Annotated in this window: 18 protein-coding genes; 4 read left to right on the forward strand and 14 right to left on the reverse strand. The window is 68.1% G+C overall.

Annotation, left to right across the window (positions count from 1 at the left end):
- Nucleotides 1-337: 337 nt before the first annotated feature.
- A complete protein-coding gene (locus FGL98_RS12670; RefSeq protein WP_146317141.1) occupies nucleotides 338-1,516 on the forward strand; it encodes an ATP-binding protein in 1,179 nt (392 codons plus the stop codon).
- Between the two features lie 104 nt (nucleotides 1,517-1,620).
- Here FGL98_RS12670 and FGL98_RS12675 read toward each other — a convergent pair whose 3' ends face one another.
- Nucleotides 1,621-2,478, reverse strand: a complete 858-nt coding sequence (locus FGL98_RS12675; protein WP_186526147.1) for a hypothetical protein — start codon at nucleotides 2,476-2,478, stop codon at nucleotides 1,621-1,623.
- Between the two features lie 94 nt (nucleotides 2,479-2,572).
- On the opposite strand from FGL98_RS12675, the gene FGL98_RS12680 reads away from it, so the two are divergent.
- Entirely contained in the window at nucleotides 2,573-3,178 is a 606-nt protein-coding gene (locus tag FGL98_RS12680) for a TetR/AcrR family transcriptional regulator (protein ID WP_186526148.1), read from the forward strand.
- A 36-nt stretch (nucleotides 3,179-3,214) separates the two neighbouring features.
- Here FGL98_RS12680 and FGL98_RS12685 read toward each other — a convergent pair whose 3' ends face one another.
- The 12 genes from FGL98_RS12685 to FGL98_RS12740 all read right to left on the reverse strand — a co-directional run bounded on the left by FGL98_RS12685 (nucleotide 3,215) and on the right by FGL98_RS12740 (nucleotide 16,648).
- A complete protein-coding gene (locus FGL98_RS12685) occupies nucleotides 3,215-3,547 on the reverse strand; it encodes a hypothetical protein (protein ID WP_146317144.1) in 333 nt (110 codons plus the stop codon).
- A 228-nt stretch (nucleotides 3,548-3,775) separates the two neighbouring features.
- Entirely contained in the window at nucleotides 3,776-4,315 is a 540-nt protein-coding gene (locus tag FGL98_RS12690) for an MOSC domain-containing protein (RefSeq protein ID WP_146317145.1), read from the reverse strand.
- Nucleotides 4,312-5,034, reverse strand: a complete 723-nt coding sequence (locus FGL98_RS12695; RefSeq protein ID WP_146317146.1) for a gamma-glutamyl-gamma-aminobutyrate hydrolase family protein — start codon at nucleotides 5,032-5,034, stop codon at nucleotides 4,312-4,314. Before FGL98_RS12695 ends, FGL98_RS12690 begins: the two co-directional genes overlap by 4 nt.
- Complete coding sequence (locus tag FGL98_RS12700; protein ID WP_146317147.1) at nucleotides 5,018-5,785, reverse strand: 3-oxoacyl-ACP reductase; 768 nt, start codon at nucleotides 5,783-5,785, stop codon at nucleotides 5,018-5,020. Before FGL98_RS12700 ends, FGL98_RS12695 begins: the two co-directional genes overlap by 17 nt.
- A 2-nt stretch (nucleotides 5,786-5,787) precedes the next feature.
- A complete protein-coding gene (locus FGL98_RS12705) occupies nucleotides 5,788-7,149 on the reverse strand; it encodes an aldehyde dehydrogenase family protein (protein WP_146317224.1) in 1,362 nt (453 codons plus the stop codon).
- Between the two features lie 16 nt (nucleotides 7,150-7,165).
- Nucleotides 7,166-8,539, reverse strand: coding sequence for a glutamine synthetase family protein (locus FGL98_RS12710; protein WP_146317148.1), 1,374 nt, complete (start codon nucleotides 8,537-8,539; stop codon nucleotides 7,166-7,168).
- 28 nt (nucleotides 8,540-8,567) lie between these two features.
- Entirely contained in the window at nucleotides 8,568-9,293 is a 726-nt protein-coding gene (locus FGL98_RS12715; protein ID WP_246136524.1) for a FadR/GntR family transcriptional regulator, read from the reverse strand.
- Nucleotides 9,290-10,843 carry an amino acid permease gene (locus tag FGL98_RS12720; RefSeq protein ID WP_222432158.1) on the reverse strand — a complete coding sequence of 518 codons (1,554 nt, stop codon included), beginning with the start codon at nucleotides 10,841-10,843 and terminating at the stop codon, nucleotides 9,290-9,292. The genes FGL98_RS12715 and FGL98_RS12720 overlap by 4 nt, the downstream gene beginning before the upstream one ends.
- A 92-nt stretch (nucleotides 10,844-10,935) precedes the next feature.
- Nucleotides 10,936-11,511, reverse strand: coding sequence for a 16S rRNA (guanine(966)-N(2))-methyltransferase RsmD (gene rsmD, locus FGL98_RS12725; protein WP_146317149.1), 576 nt, complete (start codon nucleotides 11,509-11,511; stop codon nucleotides 10,936-10,938).
- A complete protein-coding gene (locus FGL98_RS12730; RefSeq protein WP_146317150.1) occupies nucleotides 11,511-13,727 on the reverse strand; it encodes an ATP-dependent DNA helicase RecG in 2,217 nt (738 codons plus the stop codon). Before FGL98_RS12730 ends, rsmD begins: the two co-directional genes overlap by 1 nt.
- Nucleotides 13,727-15,370 (reverse strand): DAK2 domain-containing protein, encoded by a 1,644-nt coding sequence (locus tag FGL98_RS12735; RefSeq protein ID WP_186526149.1) that lies wholly within the window; start codon nucleotides 15,368-15,370, stop codon nucleotides 13,727-13,729. Before FGL98_RS12735 ends, FGL98_RS12730 begins: the two co-directional genes overlap by 1 nt.
- A gap of 39 nt (nucleotides 15,371-15,409) precedes the next feature.
- A complete protein-coding gene (locus FGL98_RS12740; protein ID WP_146317152.1) occupies nucleotides 15,410-16,648 on the reverse strand; it encodes a hypothetical protein in 1,239 nt (412 codons plus the stop codon).
- A 176-nt stretch (nucleotides 16,649-16,824) separates the two neighbouring features.
- On the opposite strand from FGL98_RS12740, the gene rpmB reads away from it, so the two are divergent.
- The gene (gene rpmB / locus FGL98_RS12745) at nucleotides 16,825-17,019 is read left to right on the forward strand and encodes a 50S ribosomal protein L28 (RefSeq protein ID WP_146317153.1); all 195 of its coding nucleotides are present in this window, start codon (nucleotides 16,825-16,827) and stop codon (nucleotides 17,017-17,019) included.
- Between the two features lie 138 nt (nucleotides 17,020-17,157).
- The gene (locus FGL98_RS12750) at nucleotides 17,158-17,982 is read left to right on the forward strand and encodes a methyltransferase domain-containing protein (protein WP_146317154.1); all 825 of its coding nucleotides are present in this window, start codon (nucleotides 17,158-17,160) and stop codon (nucleotides 17,980-17,982) included.
- Here the strand turns inward: FGL98_RS12750 and thiL are convergent.
- Nucleotides 17,979-18,902, reverse strand: coding sequence for a thiamine-phosphate kinase (gene thiL, locus FGL98_RS12755; RefSeq protein ID WP_246136525.1), 924 nt, complete (start codon nucleotides 18,900-18,902; stop codon nucleotides 17,979-17,981). The genes FGL98_RS12750 and thiL overlap by 4 nt on opposite strands.
- Between the last annotated feature and the right edge of the window lie 114 nt (nucleotides 18,903-19,016).

Genomic DNA, 19,016 nt, shown 5'->3' on the forward strand with positions numbered 1-19,016 from the left:
CATGCCGATCGCCTTGTGGCATGCTCCGCATGCCGATCGCCTTGTGGCATGCTCCGCATGCCGATCGCCTTGTGGCATGCTCCGCATGCCGATCGCCTTGTGGCATGCTCCGCATGCCGATCGGCATACGAAGCAGCCCCGAACGCGTCGCCCTTTGCCGATGCCCACCTGGCGATTGAGGGTTAGGCGACCACCGTGTCGGTCCACTCGGTCGACGTACAGGTCGCATCAGTTCGGCGCAGGCTGGACGTTGGGGTGCCCCAGCGACCGCGGCGATCGAGATTATGAATGATTGCTCATGATTAGGAAATTCTAATTCTGGGCTACACTTGGCTATATGCAGGCCGCGCTCAACCCGTTCAGTCCCGGCTCCGGCCTCCGCCCGCCGGCCCTGGTCGGACGGGAGCGTGAGCTGGAAGCCCTTGAGATCCTTGTGGAACGGACCCGGCGCGACCTGTCGTCGCGAGGCATTGTGCTCTCCGGGCTGCGCGGTGTCGGCAAGACGGTGCTGCTCAACGAGATGCGCAACCTGGCCGAGGAACAGGGCTGGTTCGTCGTGTCGCTCGAGGCCCGGCCTGACGCGGCCGGTGCATCCAGCATCCGCAGGCTGCTCGGCCGCGCCGTCGCCACGCAGGCCCGCACGCTCGCGCGAGGCAAGGCAGTAGCCGCCACGGTCAAAGAAGCCCTGGCCACCATCACGGCATTTAACGTCTCCCTCGGCGCGAGCGGTGTCGCGCTGGGTGTCGAACGCGCTGAGGGCCGTGCCGACTCCGGCGACCTGGAGATCGACCTGCCCGAACTCGTCCAGGACTTGTGCGCCGCGCTGGCCGAACGCGGCAGCGCGTTCGGCCTGTTCATCGACGAGTTTCAGGACCTGGACTCCGAGTTGATGCGAGCCCTGCTGGTCACCCAGCACCAGGCCGGGCAGCGCGGCTGGCCGTTCTACATCGTCGCCGCCGGGCTGCCGAATCTCCCGCGTGTCCTGACCGACGCCCGCTCCTACGCCGAGCGACTGTTCGACTACCGCACAGTCGCGCGCCTTCCCAGCGAACAGGCACGTGCCGCGCTCGTGGACCCGGCAGGCCCACTGGGTCTTGATTTCGAGGACCGCGCCCTCGCACTGTTGCTGGAAGCCTCCGGCGGCTACCCGTACTTCCTGCAGGAGTACGGACGCGCGGTCTGGGACGCAGCACCCGGGCCCCGAGCCACCGTCGACGACGCCCGCATTGCGATCGAGACCGGCCTGGCACGGCTCGACGACGGATTCTTCCGGTCTCGCTGGGACCGTGCGACCCGGTCCGAACGTCGCTTCATGGTCGCCATGGCGACCGATGGCGACGGACCCTCTGCAGTCGGTGACGTCGCCCGGCGGCTCAACATCAAGGCGACCAGCCTCGGCCCATACCGTGCCGGCCTCATCTCCAAGGGCCTGGTCTACCCGCCCGAGCACGGCATGATCGCGTACACCGTCCCAGGCATGGACGGCTTCGTCGACAGGCACCGCGAAGACCTCTGAGCAACCCGAACCCGTCGCCGTTTGGCGATCGTCATGCGGAGCATGCCGATCGTCTTTCGGTGCTGCTGGGTCGTCACGGTCCCCCGCTTGGCGGTCTCGGATACTCACGACGCGGGAGACTGTGCGGTGGCGGCGCGCCATGATGCGGCCACGGTGGTCGCATCGTCGGCAGTCAGGTAGATGGTGCGGATCGGTTCGGTGACCGGCAGGCCACGGTAGGTCAGGCGGGCCTGAGGATCTAGGTCGATGGCGATGCTGGCTGGTCCGCTGGTGTAGTAGCCCGCACCGCCGTCTGGGTTGGTCACCAGTTTGCCTTTGGTGTTTTCCGGTCGCCGCGCCGGGCGCACGCCGCGGATCGCCGAGCGTGGGATGATCACTTCGCTGAGGTAGCCGTACCGCAGCCGCAGCGTGGTGGCGTCCAACTGGTGAGGCAGGACGACCAGGGACGCGTAGAACCCGAGTATCCAGGCGAGGGTGTACACGTCGATGGCGAACAAGGCCCACACCCACCACGTGTTGCCGACGATGGCTAACAGCAGCAGGTGGGTGAGCAGGGACTCGAACCCGAGTAGCCCGGCCAGGGTGGCGAACAGCAGGGTCTTCTCGTGGTGGTAGGCGGCCCGGCCGGGTGCCCGCGCCGGGCGCTGGCCGGTCAACCATCGGGTCAGGCAGATCCACATGCGCGGTTCGTAGACCATCAGCCGGGCCAGCCGCGCGGGCATGATGCGGGCCGTGCCGCGCTCGAGGGCCATCCACCCCGACACACCACGGCGTCGGGCCTCTCGGTAGCAGCGCACTGCGGACGCCAGGCGCGTGACCAGCACCGTCCAGGTCACCACCTCGAGACAGATGCCGACGATCACCGCATCCCGTAGCGGCAGCACGCCGCTCCAGACCAGGGCCGCATCGGCCGCCACGACTCCCAGCGGCAGCCACGGGCCGACACGCTGGAACCAGGCCATGGCGGTCACCTCTCGACCCGTTTTACAATGCAGTCGCACTGTAAAACGGAGAGGCAGTCCGTTGCAAGTCGTTTGCATTGGAAAGTGGGTGCGGATGCCGAAACAGGTCGATCATCAAGAACGGCGGGAACGCATCGCCGACGCCGTGTGCCGCCTGGCAGCCCGAGATGGACTGGAGGGAGTCTCGCTGCGGCATGTCGCAGCCGAGGCAGGAGTGTCGATGGGACAGGTCCAGCACTACTTCACCGACAAGGACCAAATGCTCCTGTTCGCGTTCGAGCAGCTCAGCGAACGCTTCACTCAGCGGATCACCGACGCGGCCCCGCCCGGGGGCCCGCCGACCTCATACCGTGACCGGTTGCGGGACGTACTGGTGGCCATGGTCTCGATCGACCCGCTGGGCCGGACGGAGGCACCCTTATGGGTAGCCTTCTTGGCCCGCGCCGCCGCTAACCCCGACCTCGCACAATTCGTACGCCACGACGACCTCGTCGCTTTCGGGGCCGACCACCTGCGAGCCGCACAAGACGCCGGCGAGACGAGCCTCTCGTTCGACGCTGAGATGGAAGCCATGGCGCTGTTCGCCACGGCCGACGGGCTGATGCTCCGTTGTCTCCTCGACCCCACATGCGCCGAAACCGCCATCATGGCCATTGACCAGCAACTCGACCATATCTTCGAGACGACGCCATCCCGATGAAGGATCGGCGATCGGGACGCCAGCGCGTGCTCGGAGTTAGAACCCGGTCAGAAGGAGGTCTCGTTGCGCGAGGCGTAGTTGTCGGCTCGGGACGACAGTTGGCAGATACAGGTATCCCCCCTCTGGCGACTCGACTAATTCGCTCACGTCGACTCCGTTGACTTCCCAGACATCGACTGCACCTCCCGTGTTGTTCATTCGCACGAACCATTCGACGTCGGACTCGTGATCGACGAGGAAGCAGCCAGGTTGCTCGGGTTGCCTACTTCCGGCGATCCCGGGCGCGGCGCCCATTCGGCGCCAGTCGAGACCGTACTTGCTGATCGACTCGCGGTTGTGGACTGAAGAGACGTGAAAGTGAGTGGTCACCGTCCAAGAGTATGGAGCGACCACCCGCCGTGACTGTGAGCTGACCCGGTAGCCGATCCGCTGTCGGCCGGTGCGCCATCCGCCCACCGAGAGTCAACCCATGGCGCGGCGAGCCCGGTCTCCGACGCCATCCGCCCACCGAGAGTCAACCTATGGCGGTCGCCAGGGCGTCCGACAGACCCAAAGTGTCCGAGATCCCGCGAGGAACAGCCGGCGTGCACCAACTGCTCAGACGCGGGTCAGCGGGTGGTGCTCTCCGGGTGGCAGTGCGACCTCGATCGGCTGGTCGGAGCTCACGGTGCCGTCCCGGCAGACGATGCCCATGACACCGGTCAGGCGCACCACCCGCCCTGACGGATCGGTGTAGACGACTCGTCTCAACAGGCCGTCCTGGAACTCGTCGATCTGCCGGCAGGGGTTCCGCAGCCCGGTGACGGTCACGACCGCGTCACCCATCGTCAGGCGGGCGCCCACCGGCAGTCCGAGCAGGTCGATGCCCCGAGTGGTGATGTTCTCGCCCAGATCGCCCGCGGCGACCTGGTGGCCGGCCTTCGCCAGGTCGTCGAAGAGCTCGGCGTGGATGAGATGCACCTGACGCAGATTGGGCTCGGACGGATCCTTCGCGACGCGCGACCGGTGCTGCACCGTCACCCCGTAGTGCGCGTCACCGACCACCCCGAGGCCCTCACGCAGGGTCACCGACGGCACGCTCTGCTTGCTGAAGGTGTGCACCGGGTTGACGTGCACTGCGACGACGCGGGGACTCACCGCACCATCATCGCAGCCGCCACCAGGCCGGCGAAGAGTCCCAGGTCCTCGCACACCTCGGGATGCCACTGCACGCCCAGCCAGAACGGCCGGTCGGCGCGGTGCACCGCCTCCAGGGTCCCGTCCGCTGCGCGTGCCGCCGGTTCGAGGCCGGGATGTTCCGCCACCGACTGGTGATGGTGACACCGGACCCGGATCTGGGCGCCCACCAGGGCACCCAGCGGCGATCCGGGCAGGACGTCCACTGCGGTGGTGCCATAGACATCGCCGCCCGGACTGTGCCCGTCATGGTGAACGGCATCCGGCAGGTGCTGCTGCAGGGTGCCGCCGCCGTGGACGACCATGACCTGCATGCCTCGGCAGATGCCGAGCATCGCGACATCACACTCGTCCGCGGCGGCCAGCAGCGCCAGCTCCCAGGCGTCGCGGTCGTCGCGCCAGGAGGTCGTATGGTCGCCGGGCGCCTGGCCGTAACGCGCCGGATCCACGTCCGCCCCACCGGAGATGATCAGCCCGTCCAGGCGCGGCAGCACGCGCCTGGCCGCGTCATCGGGGTCCGCCACCGGCGGCAACAGCACAGGCACGCCGCCTGCGCGACGCACGGCATCGGCATACGTCGTCGGCAGCAGGTCGGCGGGCACCTCCCACACCCCCCAGCGGGCGGACTCCCGATAGGTGGAGATGCCGACGACCGGCGCCGGCTCAGAGTGGGGTGACATAGGCGCCGGAGATGCCGCCGTCCACCATGAAGGTGGACGCGGTCATGAAACTGGACTCGTCGGATGCGAGGAAGAGCACCGCGTTGGCCATCTCCTCGGGCTCCCCGAACCGGCCCATCGGCACGTGCACGAGACGACGCTGCGCCTTCTCGGCGTCGTTCGCGTAGAGCTCCTGCAGGAGTGGCGTGTTCACCGGCCCCGGGCAGAGAGCGTTGACCCGCACACCCTCTCGGGCGAACTGCACGCCGAGCTCACGGCTCATCGACAACACGCCGCCCTTGGACGCCGAGTAGGAGATCTGCGACGTGGCCGCGCCCATCACGGCGACAAAGGACGCCGTGTTGATGATCGACCCGCGGTGCTGCTCCAGCATGTAGGGCAGCACCGCCTTGCAGCACAGGTAGACGCTTGTCAGGTTGACCTCCTGAACCCTGCGCCACGCATCCAGCTCGGTGGTGAGGATCGAGTCGTCGTCCGGCGGGGAGATTCCGGCGTTGTTGAAGGCGATGTCCACCGAGCCGTAGGTGTCCTTGGCAGCCTTGAAGAGCGCGTCCACCTGCTCCTTGTTCGTGACGTCGGTGTGGACGAACAGCCCATCGACGCCGTCCGCCGCGGCCCTGCCGGCCCGGTCGTCGACGTCGCCGATCACGACGTGGGCACCCTCCTGCGCCAGTCGGCGCGCCGTGGCCAGCCCGATGCCGGAGCCACCCCCGGTCACCACAGCGGTCCTGTCCTGCACTCTTCCAGTCACTTTCACTCCTTTGTGGTTGCGATGAAGACGTTCTTCTCTTCGGTCAGCGCATCCGGTGCATCCGGGCCCAGCTCACGGCCGAGTCCGGACTGCTTGTAGCCCCCGAAGGGGGTCCAGTAGCGCACTGCCGCATGCGAGTTCACACTCAGGTTCCCCGACTCGACGCCACGGGCCACGCGAAGGGCTCGACCGACGTCGCCGGTGAAGATCGACCCGGACAGTCCGTATGCGGAGTCGTTGGCCATTGCGACGGCCTCGTCCTCGTCATCGAACGGCAGCACCGACACGACCGGCCCGAAGACCTCCTCCTGCCACACCCGATCGGCGGTGGACACCGGCAGCACTACCGTGGGTGGCACCCAGAAGCCATCCCCCTGCGGTGCACTGCCGGTGAAGGCCACGTCGACCCCGTCCAGATACCCTTGCACCCGATCCCGCTGCACCGCCGAGATCAGGGGTCCCATCTCGCTGTCGGTGTCGGACGCCGGATCGGCAACGCGCACACCGGCCACGGCCCTTTCGAACAAGGTCAAGAACTCGTCATACGCGCTGTGCTCGACCAGGATGCGCGATCGGGCGCAGCAGTCCTGGCCGGCGTTGTCGAAGACCGCGTAGGGCGCAGTGGCGGCAGCCTTGTGCAGGTCGGCGTCGGCGAAGATGATGTTGGCGCTCTTGCCACCCAGCTCGAGCGTGCAGCGCTTCAGCTGGTGCGCACAGCCTGCCATGACCTGTTTGCCGACTCGGGTGGAGCCGGTGAAGCTGACCTTGCGCACCAGCGGGTGAGTGACGAAACGCTGTCCGACGACGTCTCCCCGACCCGGTATGACGGTCAGCACCCCGTCGGGCAGGCCGGCTTCGAGGGCCAGCTCGCCGATCCGCAGAGCTGTCAGCGGAGTCAGCTCGGCGGGTTTGACCACCACCGTATTGCCCGCGGCCAGAGCCGGGGCGACCCCCCAGCCGAAGATCGGCATCGGGAAGTTCCAGGGCACGATGACACCCACGACTCCGAGCGGCTCCCGGAAGGTGATGTCGATCCCACCAGGCACCGGAATCTGCCTGCCGAACAAGCGTTCCGGTGTGGCGGAGTAGTAGTTCAGGACGTCCCGGACATTGCCGGCCTCCCAGCGTGCGTTGCTCCAGGTGTGACCGGCGCCGCGGACCTCGAGCTCGGCGAGCTCGTCGATGTGCCCGTCGATGACGGACGCGAATCCTCGAAGGAGCGTGGCTCGTTCGCCAGGAGCCACCTCACGCCAGCGGGCGAATGCGTCATGGGCACGTTCGATGGCGACGTCGGCCTCAGTCACGCCCGCGAGCGTGACCTGGGCGCACTCCTGCTCGGTCGCCGGATTGATGACGGGATACATCTCAGTCACGACCTGTTCACATCCTTTCGAAGCCGCGGCGCAGCTCCCAGTCGGTCACCGCGGCGTTGAATGCTGCGAGCTCGACGTCGGCCATGTTCGTGTAGTGGTCCACCACGTCGTCCCCGAACGCGCTGCGGGCCAGCGCAGATCCGTGGAAGGCATCACGCGCCTCCTGCAGTGTCGTGGGCACGTGCGGGCGGCCGGAGGTATAGGCATTGCCGGTCACCTCGTCGTCCAGCTCGAGGTCGTGGTCGATCCCGTGGAACCCGCCCGCGAGCATCGCCGCCAGTGCGAGGTAGGGATTGACGTCCCCGCCGGGCAGCCGGTTCTCCAGTCTCGCGCCCGCTCCCTTGCCTACCAGTCGCACGGCACATGTGCGGTTGTCCGTGCCCCATCCGACCGTGGTGGGGGCGAAGGAACCATCTGCAAAGCGCTTGTAGGAGTTGATGTTCGGCGCATAGATCAGGGTGAAGTCGGCCATCGTCGCAAGGATGCCCGCGATGAACTTCTCATACAGTGCGCTCCTCGTCCCGCGCTCCTCGTCCCAGAAGACCGTTGAGCCGTCGGCTCCGCGCAACGAGAGGTGAATGTGACACGAACTGCCTTCACGCTGGTTGTACTTCGCCATGAAGGTCAGGGACTGCCCATGCAGCGCCGCAATCTCCTTGGCCGCCGTCTTGTAGACCGAGTGGTTGTCGGCCGTGCGCATGGCCTCGTCGTAGAGGAACCCGATCTCGTGCTGCCCGGGGTTGCACTCCCCCTTGGCCGACTCGACATCCAGCCCGGCTGCATACATCGCGTTGCGGATGTCGCGCAGCAGCGGTTCGACCCGCGTCGTCCCTACGATCGAGTAGTCCACGTTGTACTGGTTGGCCGGTGTGAGCCCTTGGTATCCACGGTCCCACGCCTGCTCGAAGGAGTCGGTGAACACGATGAACTCCAGCTCGGTGCCCGCGAGCGCGACAAGGCCGTCCGCCGTTGCCCGTTCGAGCTGCACGGCGAGGATGCGCCGCGGAGACTGCTCGACGAACGTGTGATCCATCCAGGTCAGGTCGCACTGGATCATCGCCGTGCAAGGCAGGTGAGGCAGTCGTCGGATCGTGTCGAAGTCGAGGCGGAACTCCATATCACCGTAGCCGCGCTCCCACGAGGTCATGGCGTAGCCGGCGACGGTGTTCATCTCCACATCGGCAGCCAGCAGGTAGTTGCACCCCTCAGTGCCGTGCTCGACCACCTCGTCGAGGAAGTACCGCGCGTGCAGCCGCTTGCCCTGCAGCCGCCCTTGCATGTCGGTGAATGCCACGATCACCGTGTCGATGTCGCCGGCGTCTATCTGGGCACGCAGCTGCCCCAGACTGAGCATGCGCCTGTTCGAACGGATGGAACTCATGTGTTGTTGTCTCCTTGGTCCTGGGAGCTCAGCCGAGCAGCCCTCGTAGAAGTGCCGCAGTATCGTCACAGTGGCTCTCCATGCATTGGCGTGCCCGGTTGGCGTCCCCAGTAAGCACAGCGTGAACGATCGCCGCGTGCTGCTCGTTGGAATGGTGGATGTTGCGTGGCAGCACCGGGATCGAAATGAGCATGTCGTGTAGGTATTTTTGTGCCTGGGTGACCGCCGCAGTCAGCATCGGTGACCCGGACAGTGTCGCCACTGTCAGGTGCAGCCGCGAGTCGGCCTGCCGGTGCTGCGCCTCGTTAGGTGCGTTCGTCACGGCGACCAGGCTCCCGGTCAGCATGTCACGCTCGACCCCGTCAAAGTCACGTCGAGCCGCCAGCGCAGCCGCACCCGGCTCGACTACCCGACGGAACCTCAGTGCGTCCAGGATCTCTGCATGGTCGAACCGCCGTCCCTGGTCCGATCCCGGCTTGGGGGGCTCGAAGCAGACGACGGTGCCCCCGCCACGGCCGCGCCGGGTGGATACCATGCCGGCCATCCGCAGCGCCGCGATCGCCTCGCGAAGCGTCGCCCGTGAGACTCCCAGCCGGTCGGCCAACTCGCGCTCGGGCGGAAGTGGACTGCCTGGCAGGTACGCGCCCAACCGGATGCTCGTGGCCAGTTGCTCCACACAGAACTCGAAGACGTGGCGACCCCGCAGAGGCTGGAGCAGCGTGGGCCCCAGTGCCCCGCGCGGATCCTGGCTCACACCGCCCCCTTCTTCAGATCGGCCTCGACCGCCCGCAACTCCTCTTCGCTGCCTTGCACCTGAGGGCCGGTGAACCAGTTACGGGCCGAGACCAGCCAGTAGATTCCGGCAAATCCGATGACCACCAGGACCGCGACGACCGTGTAGTTAAAGGTACTGGCCGTCACGGGGCTGACGGTGGGCAGCATGAACAAGATGACAATGATGCACACCCAGATCGTGGCGATCAGCGCGACCGGTCGTCCCCACCGACCCAAGTTCCACGGGCCGCGCTGGAAGGCGTCTCCGCGCAGGAAGCGCAGGAACGACGGCACCACGTAAGCGATGTACAACCCGATCACAGCAACCGAGGTCACGGCGGCATAGGCGGTCGAGTTCCATAGGTAGGGAATGGCCAAGATGAAGGCGCCGACCGCCGCGAACCACACCGCGTTCGTAGGAGTCCGAGTGTGCGAGTTCACCTTGTGCCACAACCGATGGCCGGGCACCGCTCCGTCCCGACTGAACGCGTAGATCATGCGCGAGTTCGCGGCCACCGACGCCATCCCACAGAACAGCTGCGCCACAATCGCGATCAGCAGCAGCAACTTGCCCCCGGTCGGCCCCAACGCGTCGATGAAGATCTGCGCCGGCGGAACCCCGGTCGGAGTGCTCACCGCGTGACCGTAGTTCTGGATGGCAAACGTCACCCCGATCAGCAGCAACCAGCCGGCTAAGAGAGACACCCAGATGGAGTTCACGATGCCCTTAGGGCCGGCAATCGCCGCGTTCCGGGTCTCCTCGCTCATGTGTGCCGATGCGTCATAGCCGGTGAAGGTGTACTGCGCCAACAGGATCCCGATGAACATCACGTATATCCACGAGCCCCACCCGGTCTGGTTGACAAAGTGGGTGAACACGAATCCCGCCGACTGGTGGTGGCTGGGCACGAAGGTCAGCACCCCGACAATGACCAGCACGCCAATGATGTGCCACCAGACGCTGATGTTGGACAGCAGCTTGACCGCGCTGACACCGATCGTGTTCAACAACCCGTGCAGGATCAAGATGCAGGCGAGCAGCAAGATCGTATGCGGGGGCGTCGCGGTGAACCCGAACTGCAGGTCCAGGTAGGCGTTGAGGAACAAGGCAGCTCCGAAGTCGATACCGGTGGTCACCGCCACCTCGCCCAGCAGGTTGAACCACCCGGTGAACCACGACACGACCGGCGCGTTCTTCGGTGTGGCCAGCTTGGCCGAAAAATAGTAAAGCCCCCCGGCTGTAGGGAAGCTGGAGCACACCTCGGCCATCGCGAGCCCCACGAACAAAACCAGGACTCCCACGATCGGCCACGACCAGACAATCTCCGCTGGACCCCCGGTGACAAGGCCATAACCGTAGAGAGTGAGGCAACCCGACAAGACCGAGATGATAGTGAACGACACTGCGAAGTTCGAGAACGCCGACATGTGGCGCCGCAGCTCCTGCGCATAACCCATCTCGTGAAGGCGGCGCTCGTCCTCGTCGGGCGCTCTGGCTCCTGCTGCCTCGACCGGCTCGACCTCGCCCATCGCCGTCTCCTTCCGCAGCCCTTGCAGCAGTATCATTCGTGCCGCAGCAACCCGTCAAGGACTGACTTCATACCTTTCACGTCAGCTCTGCCTCAGGCCATCTCGCCTTCGGGGACGTACTCCGCGAACCAGCAGGTCGTCTCGCCGTACCTCCGGGGGCCGAGCGGCTCGCAGCCGACCGGCCAGGTCGGCTCCGGCGACCTACGGGACCGCTCGACGACCAGGACCGCGTCATGAGCCAGCCAGTCCCCGTCGACCAGCTGGGCGAGCACACCCGCCAGCGCCTCGTCGCCGACCGCATAGGGCGGGTCCACCACAACCAGGTGCATCCGCTGCGGGGCGAGGCCGGCAAGGACCCGTTCCACCGGCTCGGCGCGCACCTGCGCCTGCGGCATGTCGAGGTCCGTGATGTTGCGCCGGATCACCTGCCCGGCCAGCCGGTCGGACTCCACCAGCAGCACGGATGCGGCACCCCGACTGGCGGCCTCCAGTCCGAGGGCACCCGACCCCGCATACAGGTCGAGCACGTGGGCCTCGTGCAGCGCATCCAGGTGCTCGAGGCGGCCAAACAGCGCCTCCCGCACCCGGTCGCTCGTCGGCCTGGTGCCACTGCCGGGCGGCGTGCCGATGCGCCGACCACCGGCTGTGCCGGCGATGATTCGCGTCATCAGCCGCGCTCCAGGAAGGCGGCCTGCTCGTCGTCCAGTCGGGACCGCACCATCTGTGCCAGCTCCGGGTGCCCGGCCAGCTGCGGGTCCCGCGCCACGAGCGCCGTGGCGTCCTCGCGCGCCTGCTCGATCAGCTCGACGTCCTTGGCGTGTGTCAGGCGCAGCAGCCGCAGCTGGGAGCGGTATCCGCTCTGGCTCGCACCGAGCACGTCACCCTCACGGCGCAGCTCGAGGTCGAGATTCGCCAGCTCGAACCCGTCGGTGGTCCCGGCGACGGACTCGAGCCGCTGCAGCGTGTCCGGGTTGTCGGACTCGGTCACCAACAGGCACAGGCCGCCCGCGTCCCCCCGGCCGACGCGGCCACGCAGCTGATGCAGCTGAGAGATGCCGAAGCGGTCCGCATCCATGACCACCATGGCGGTGGCGTTGGGGACATCGACTCCGACCTCGATGACCGTTGTCGAGACCAGCACGTCGATCTCGCCGCGGCCGAAGGCCTGCATCACGACATCCTTCTCGTCGCTCGGGAGGCGGCCGTGCAGCATCTCCAGACGCAGGCCCTTCATCGCCGGCTCGTCGTGCAGCCTCTGCATCAGCTGGTAGACGCCGGTCAGCTCCCGCGGCTCCTGCTCGGCGAGCTCTTGGTCCCCGTACGCCTCCTCCAGATCGAGCGGCTCGACGGCTTCGGTGGCGACGGTGTCCACTCGACCGTCCTCGGGCTCGCCGATCCGCGGGCACACGACGTAGGCCTGGTGTCCGGACCGGACCTCCTCCGCCAGTCGCTGCCAGGTGCGCTCCAACCAGCCGGGCTTCGCGGCCGGCACGACGTGCGACACGATCGGCTGACGGCCGCGGGGCAGCTCCATCAAGGAGGAGGTGTCCATGTCGCCGAAGACGGTCATAGCGACGGTGCGAGGGATGGGTGTCGCCGTCATCACGAGCACGTGCGGCGGACGAACGGCCTTTCCGCGTAAGGCATCCCGCTGCTCGACTCCGAATCGGTGCTGCTCATCCACGACGACGAACCCGAGGTCGGCAAACATCACGTGCTCCTGGATCAGCGCGTGGGTGCCGATGACGATGCCGATGGGTTCGGTGGCGATCTCCAGCAGCACCTTCTCGCGCTGCTTCTTGGTCATGCTCCCGGTGAGCAGGGCGACCCGCGTGCCGTCCTCGGCGCCGCCGAGCATGCCGGCCTCGCCCAGCTCGCCCAGGAGTGCACGGATCGAACGCTCGTGCTGCTGCGCGAGCACCTCCGTGGGCGCCAGCAGCGCAGTCTGCGCGCCGGCGTCGATCGCGGCCAGCATCGCCCGGAGCGCCACGACGGTCTTGCCCGAGCCGACCTCACCCTGCAGCAGCCGGTGCATCGGATGCAACCTGGCCATGTCCGCCGCGATCTCCTCCCCCACCTGCCGCTGACCCTTCGTCAGCTCGAACGGCAGCCGCTCGTCGAAGGCCGCGAGCAGACCGCCGGAGACCGCCGGCCGCGCCGTGGCCTCCTGCGCGTCATACGCCGCCCTTCGCGCGGCGAGCGCGGTCTGCACGACCAGCGCCTCGTCGTAGCGCAGCCGCCGCTTGCCTCGCCCGACATCCGCGTGATCCGAAGGCAGGTGGATCAGCCGGTAGGCGGTGGCCTGGCCGACCAGCCCTCGCGCCGTGCGGATCTGCGCCGGGACCGGGTCCGAGGCGTCGTCCAGGTGGTCCAGCGCCAATCGCACGGACTGGCTGATCTGCATGTCGCTGACCTTGGGCACGGCCAGATAGATCGGTACCAGGCCGCCGGCATACGGGTTGTCGTCGTCGGAGGTGATGAGCGTGTAGTCCGGATGCGCGAGCTGCAGAGACTGCTTGTATCGCTGGACCTTGCCCCGGAACAGCGCCCGAACGCCTGGGATCAAACGGCTCTCATGCCCGTAGGCGCTGAAGAACACCAGACCGGCCTGCTTGCCGTCGGCATCCTCGATCGTGACCTGGAGCATTCGGCCCTTGCGCCGCTGCATTGCTCGGGTCGTGGCGGAGACGACGGTCGCCATGAGCACGGCGGTGTCGTCGATCTCGAAGTCCGCCAACCGCCCGGAGGTGGTCGCGTCGATGTAGCGCCGCGGGAGGAAGTCCAGCAGATCGCCGACCGTCTCCAGATCCCGGCCGCGCTTGAGGCGTGCGGCCATCTCGCCGAGCACCGTGCGCAGCTTGGTGTTGCGGTCGATCTGCTCCATCACTCGACTCCGATCGCGAGCGCCTGGCCGTGCCCACCGCCGGCGATGGCCGTGACCTCCAGCCCCTGCGAGCGCGCCCGCAGGTGAGCGACCACACGATCCAACAGGTCGTCCGGTGCGCCCTCTCCGGCCACGACGGTGACCAGCTCGCCTCCGTCGTCGAGGAGCCGGTCGAGCAGCGCCGTGGCGACGTCCGCGACGTCTGCGCCGGCCATCGCCTCCTCGTCTCCGATCGTCCCGAGCACCCCGCTGCCCGGGACGGGTCCACCGCCCTGTTTCAGTTCGACTCGTGCAGTGCGCATGTCCGCGACGGCCGATTCCACGCACGTGCCCAGCGAGTCGAGGTCGCCGTCCGGCTCCGGACCCAGCACGGCGAGCGCCGCGAGCACCTGCGATGGGTGAGCGCAGTGCGGCACCACGGCCCGGCGCCCGCTGCGTCCGAGGATCTCGGCGGCCTCCAACGCGATGATGCGCGCATGCTTCGAGCCGGCGAGCAGCACCGCCGAAGCGGCACCGGACGCCGCGACCTCGGCGCTGCACTCGGCCGCGGTGGGCATGCCTCCGCCGGCCGCATGAGGCACGACCGCGCCCTCACGCTGAGCCACCTCGACCAGTCCGGGCCCGTCGACCAGCGCGAGACGGCACACGTGCTTCTCGTCCAGCTCGACGCAGCCGGTGCCCGCCATCTGGTCGACGAACCGGGTCACCGAAAATCGATGCGGTCGACCGGCTTCCGCGCCGGCGTTCAGCGCCGCGGCCACATCGTCGACGTGCACGTGCACCGTCCACAGCTGCGGCCCACCGGCCACGATCAGCGAGTCCCCCAACGGTCGCAGGGTCTCCTGCAGCATCTCGACCCGCTCGTCGTCGCTGTCGGACAGCAGGAACATCACCTCGTATGCCGGGCCACCCGGCCCGGCACCGGACCCGAAGCGCCCCACCGCACCAGGGGTCTGCGGAGTCCGGGCACCCCGGCTGACTCGCAGCCACTCGGGCTCGTCCTCCCCGATCATCGGCGGGCCGCCATGCACCACGCGCTGCAGCGCCTGGATCACCAACAGGTAGCCGGCGCCGCCGGCGTCCACCACACCCGCCTCGCGCAGCACCTCGAGCTGCTCGCGGGTGGCGAGCAGCGCTACCGACGCGGCGTCGATCGCCGAGTCGACCACGTCGACGAGGCGACCGGAGCTCTCGGCGGCTCGCCGAGCACCTTCGGCAGCGGCCGCGGCCACCGTGAGCATCGTGCCCTCGACCGGGTCTCCCACGCCACGGCGCGCCAGATCACTCGCGCGCTGGAATACCGCCGCAACGTCCCGGCCGTCCAGCGCTGCCCGGTCGAGCTCGGACACCACCTGGGCGACGCCGCGCACGAGCTGACTGAGGATGACACCGGAGTTGCCGCGTGCCGCCACCAGCGTCGCCTGGGCGAGGGCCTGCGCCGCCGGACCAAGCTGCGTCGGTGCCTCCTCGGCCAGCGTGTGCAGCGCCCGGTCCATGGTGATCAGCAGGTTGGTGCCGGTGTCGCCGTCGGGCACGGGAAACACGTTCAGCCGGTCGAGCGACGCGGCATGCGTGGACAGATCGGCCCGTGCGGTCACCACCCAGCGGCGCAGCGCGACCACATCGAGCTGCGTGAGCGTCATACGATCCATCCACCGTCGGCTGTCGTGGTCACTGGCACGTTACTCGGCGGCCCTGGCGTGTGTCTCCTCCGTCCGGTTCTCTGCCCACCACTCCCGGATCAGCCGGCCCGCGTCGTTGCCGGTCAGGGCCAGCAGAATGTCGTCGGTGCCGGTCACGGCAACGGTGCCGGACACACCGACCACGTCGACGACCGCCACGACGTCGTGCGCCGCCAAGGTGAGGGCCGGCCTGGTCCCCTGGCGATCGACGACGTGCAGCATCCCCGGCTGAGCGGTCAGCTCGACCCGGCACGCGGGCGCGCAGCCCAACGGCGCAGGCCCCTTCTGGTCCCAGGTCATCATCGGCAGCGTACGCGGGTGACGGCGTCTCAAGACCCTCACGACGATGACCGGGACCAGGAAGAGGGCGACGATCGCCATGGCGATCCCGGCCGCCAGGGGGTCGCGGAGGAACCGCGCGACACCGATGACCAGCAGGATCACGACGACGGCCAGCGGACCACCGGTCAGGCGTCGCGAGGGGACGCCCACCATTGCCGCCTCCTCCCCACCGGGGAGAACCCACCCGTAGGCCACGACCTCCACGAGGTGAACGTCCCGCAGATCGGAGGCTCGCGCGATGAAGGTCCACAGCACCGTCCAGGCGACCAGGTAGGTGATCCCGGTCGCGAGGGCGGGAGTCGAGGCGAGCCTGGTGCCCGGCGCGTGCTCCACGGGCGGGTCGATCGGATCCCAGAGATTCACCAGACCGACGACGCAGGTCAGCAGGGCGACAAGCAGGCCCGTCCAGCCGCCGCGCAAGCGCGAGTGTCGGACGTGGGGCGCACGCAGGATCCCCGGCAGGGCCGGGACGAGGCCCGGCAGCAACTGCTCCGGTCGGCGCACATCCCAGAGCGTCGCCAACTCGACAGGCACGGGGCCCGCCAGCCCTCTGGCCGCCGCCATGCGGTCCCGAGTGACGGTCCTGCGGAAGGTGTGTGTCCACCGCGCACCGCGCCAGGTGACGAGGATCGGCCCGACGATTCCCAGAGCGCACATCACGAGGCCGACGCCATAGAACGTGAGGGTCACGCCGTGTGACCTCTCGCGGTAGGGATCGCGGTAGTCCTGCCAGCCGAAGGCGACGAGCAGACCGCCCACCGCCGCAACGACCATGATCGTGCTCAGCAGCACACCGCACCGGATCTTCTGGAAAATGACCGTTGCGATAAATCGTCCTGCTGCTGCGCTAGCAGCGCGGCGCGGGCCCAGCCCACCTGGGGCCACTCCATACGACATCGAACCCTCCCTCGACCCGGTGACGCGCGCAAATGTAGTTCCAGGTTGCGACGGCGGGCTGAATTTGGCCGTATGCCGCGCCTCGGCTAATCTTGGCAGGTCCCCACCGCGGACGACCTTGCGTCGCACGTGATCGGGGCTACGAACGTTCACTCAATCACCTGTAGGAGATCACCGTGGCTGCCACCTGCGACGTCTGCGGCAAGGGCCCCAGCTTCGGTCACAACATCTCGCACTCGCACCGCCGCACCAAGCGCCGTTGGAACCCCAACATTCAGCGCGTAAAGGCGCTTGTGGGCGAGGCCGGCGTGACCCCGAAGCGGCTCAATGTCTGCACTTCCTGCCTGAAGGCGGGCAAGGTCAAGCGCTGACCTTCCTCCCCGGGCATACTCGTAAGGCCGATCCTCCACCCGAGGGTCGGCCTTCTTGCTGCCCCCTTCCGCCGGATGTCGCGTTCCACCCGTGAGACGGCCCTGGGCTCGGCCACGCCGCTCTGCTACCCCTGAGACATGGCCCATGACACCGGCGATGCGCCGTCCTACACCCACGGTCACCACGAGAGCGTGCTGCGCTCCCACCGCAATCGCACGGTGCACAACTCGGCTGCCTACCTGCTGCCGCACCTCACGGGCGGTCAGGACGTTCTGGACGTCGGGTCCGGCCCGGGCACGATCACGGCGGATCTGGCGAACCTCGTGGCCCCGGGGCGGGTTACCGCGGTCGAGATGCACGAGGAGGCGGCCGCTCTCACCCGGTCCGGGCTGGCCGACGCCGGCGCGGAGGCGGACGTCCTGGTCGCCGATGCGTTGCACCTGCCGTTTGCCGACGCCGAGTTCGATGTGAGTCACGCCCATCAGGTGCTGCAGCACGTTTCGGACCCTGTGCAGGTCCTGCGGGAGATGGGCCGGGTGACCCGCCCGGACGGGCTGGTCGCTGTGCGCGACGCGGACTACGCCGGGTTCCTCTGGCATCCCGTGGTGCCCGAGCTCGATGAGTGGCTGGGCCTCTACCGTCGCGCCGCACGGCACAACGGCGGCGAGCCGGATGCCGGCCGGCACCTGTATGCCTGGACACGGGCGGCCGGTCTGGAGCCGGTCGAGGTCACGACGTCGACCTGGACCTACTGGACCGCCGAGGAACGCCACTGGTGGGGCGGCATGTGGGCCGACCGCATACAGGGCAGCGCACTGGCCCGGCAGCTGACCGACCTCGGCTGGGCCTCCCCTGCGGACCTGCGGCGCATCAGTGCCGGCTGGCGGCGGTGGTCCGACGACGCCGACGGCTGGTTCATGATCCCGCACGCCCAGGTCCTCGCCCGTCCCGCGGCCGACTAACCCGCGAAATGATCCCAGCCGCCGCCGTGCTGGAGCTCACCGTCGAGCACGACTCCCGCACCCTCACCCACGGTCCCGAGGACGTGCCAGCCCTCCGGCACCGCCCCCCGGTCCGGGAACGTGGCGAGCAGAGAGTGCTCCTCACCACCGGTGAGCACGCAGGCTCTCGCCTCCTCGCCGACGGCCGTTGCGAGTGCCTCGACGAATGGCGCGAGCGCAGCACCATCCAGCTGTGCCCGGACACCACTGGCCTTCGCAATGCGCCCGAGGTCGCGCACGAGCCCGTCACTGAGGTCCAGCATCGCGGTGGCGCCGCAGCGGGCGGCAACCGGACCCTGCTCGTATGCCGCCCGCGGGCGGCAGTGGTAGGCCACCAGTTCGGGGGCCAGGTCGGGGGTCCCCCGCTGCAGCAGCTCGAGTCCGGCCGCGGATCGACCGAGCGACCCCGCGAACGCGATGACGTCCCCGGGCGTGGCACCGGATCGATGCACGACCGGCACCTCGGTCTCCCCCAGTGCCGTCACACTGATCATCCGCACGCCTGCGGGAGCCGACGAGAGATCACCGCCGAGCACGGCCACGCCGATCTCACCGGCGGCGGCAACCAGCCCCTTCGTGAACGACTGCACCCACGCGACGTTGGTCTCGGGCGCGGCCACAAGGGTGATCAGCAGGCCGGTGGTGACACCGCCCATGGCGGCGATGTCTGCGACATTCTGTGCTACGCACTTACGTCCCACGTCCTCACCGGTGGACCACTCATCGCGCCAGTCCCGGCCGAGCACCATCGCGTCTGTGGTCGCCAGCACTGCACCCGAACCGGTTGCCAGCTGGGCCGTGTCATCACCCGGTCCGACCAGGACCGAGTCGTTCGTCGGCAGGCTCGGGAAGATCAGGGCCAGCAGATCGTCCTCGCTCACGTCGGCGAGGGTCTGCGGATGAACCGGAGGCAGCAACGGTGTTCTCCCCTAGTGAGCACGAGACAGGTCACCCGCACCGTAGCGTCTCCAGCCACCCCACAAAGTTCTCCCCTC

Origin of the sequence: Leekyejoonella antrihumi, from assembly GCF_007845645.1 — a bacterium.
Lineage (GTDB): Bacteria > Actinomycetota > Actinomycetes > Actinomycetales > Dermatophilaceae > Leekyejoonella > Leekyejoonella antrihumi.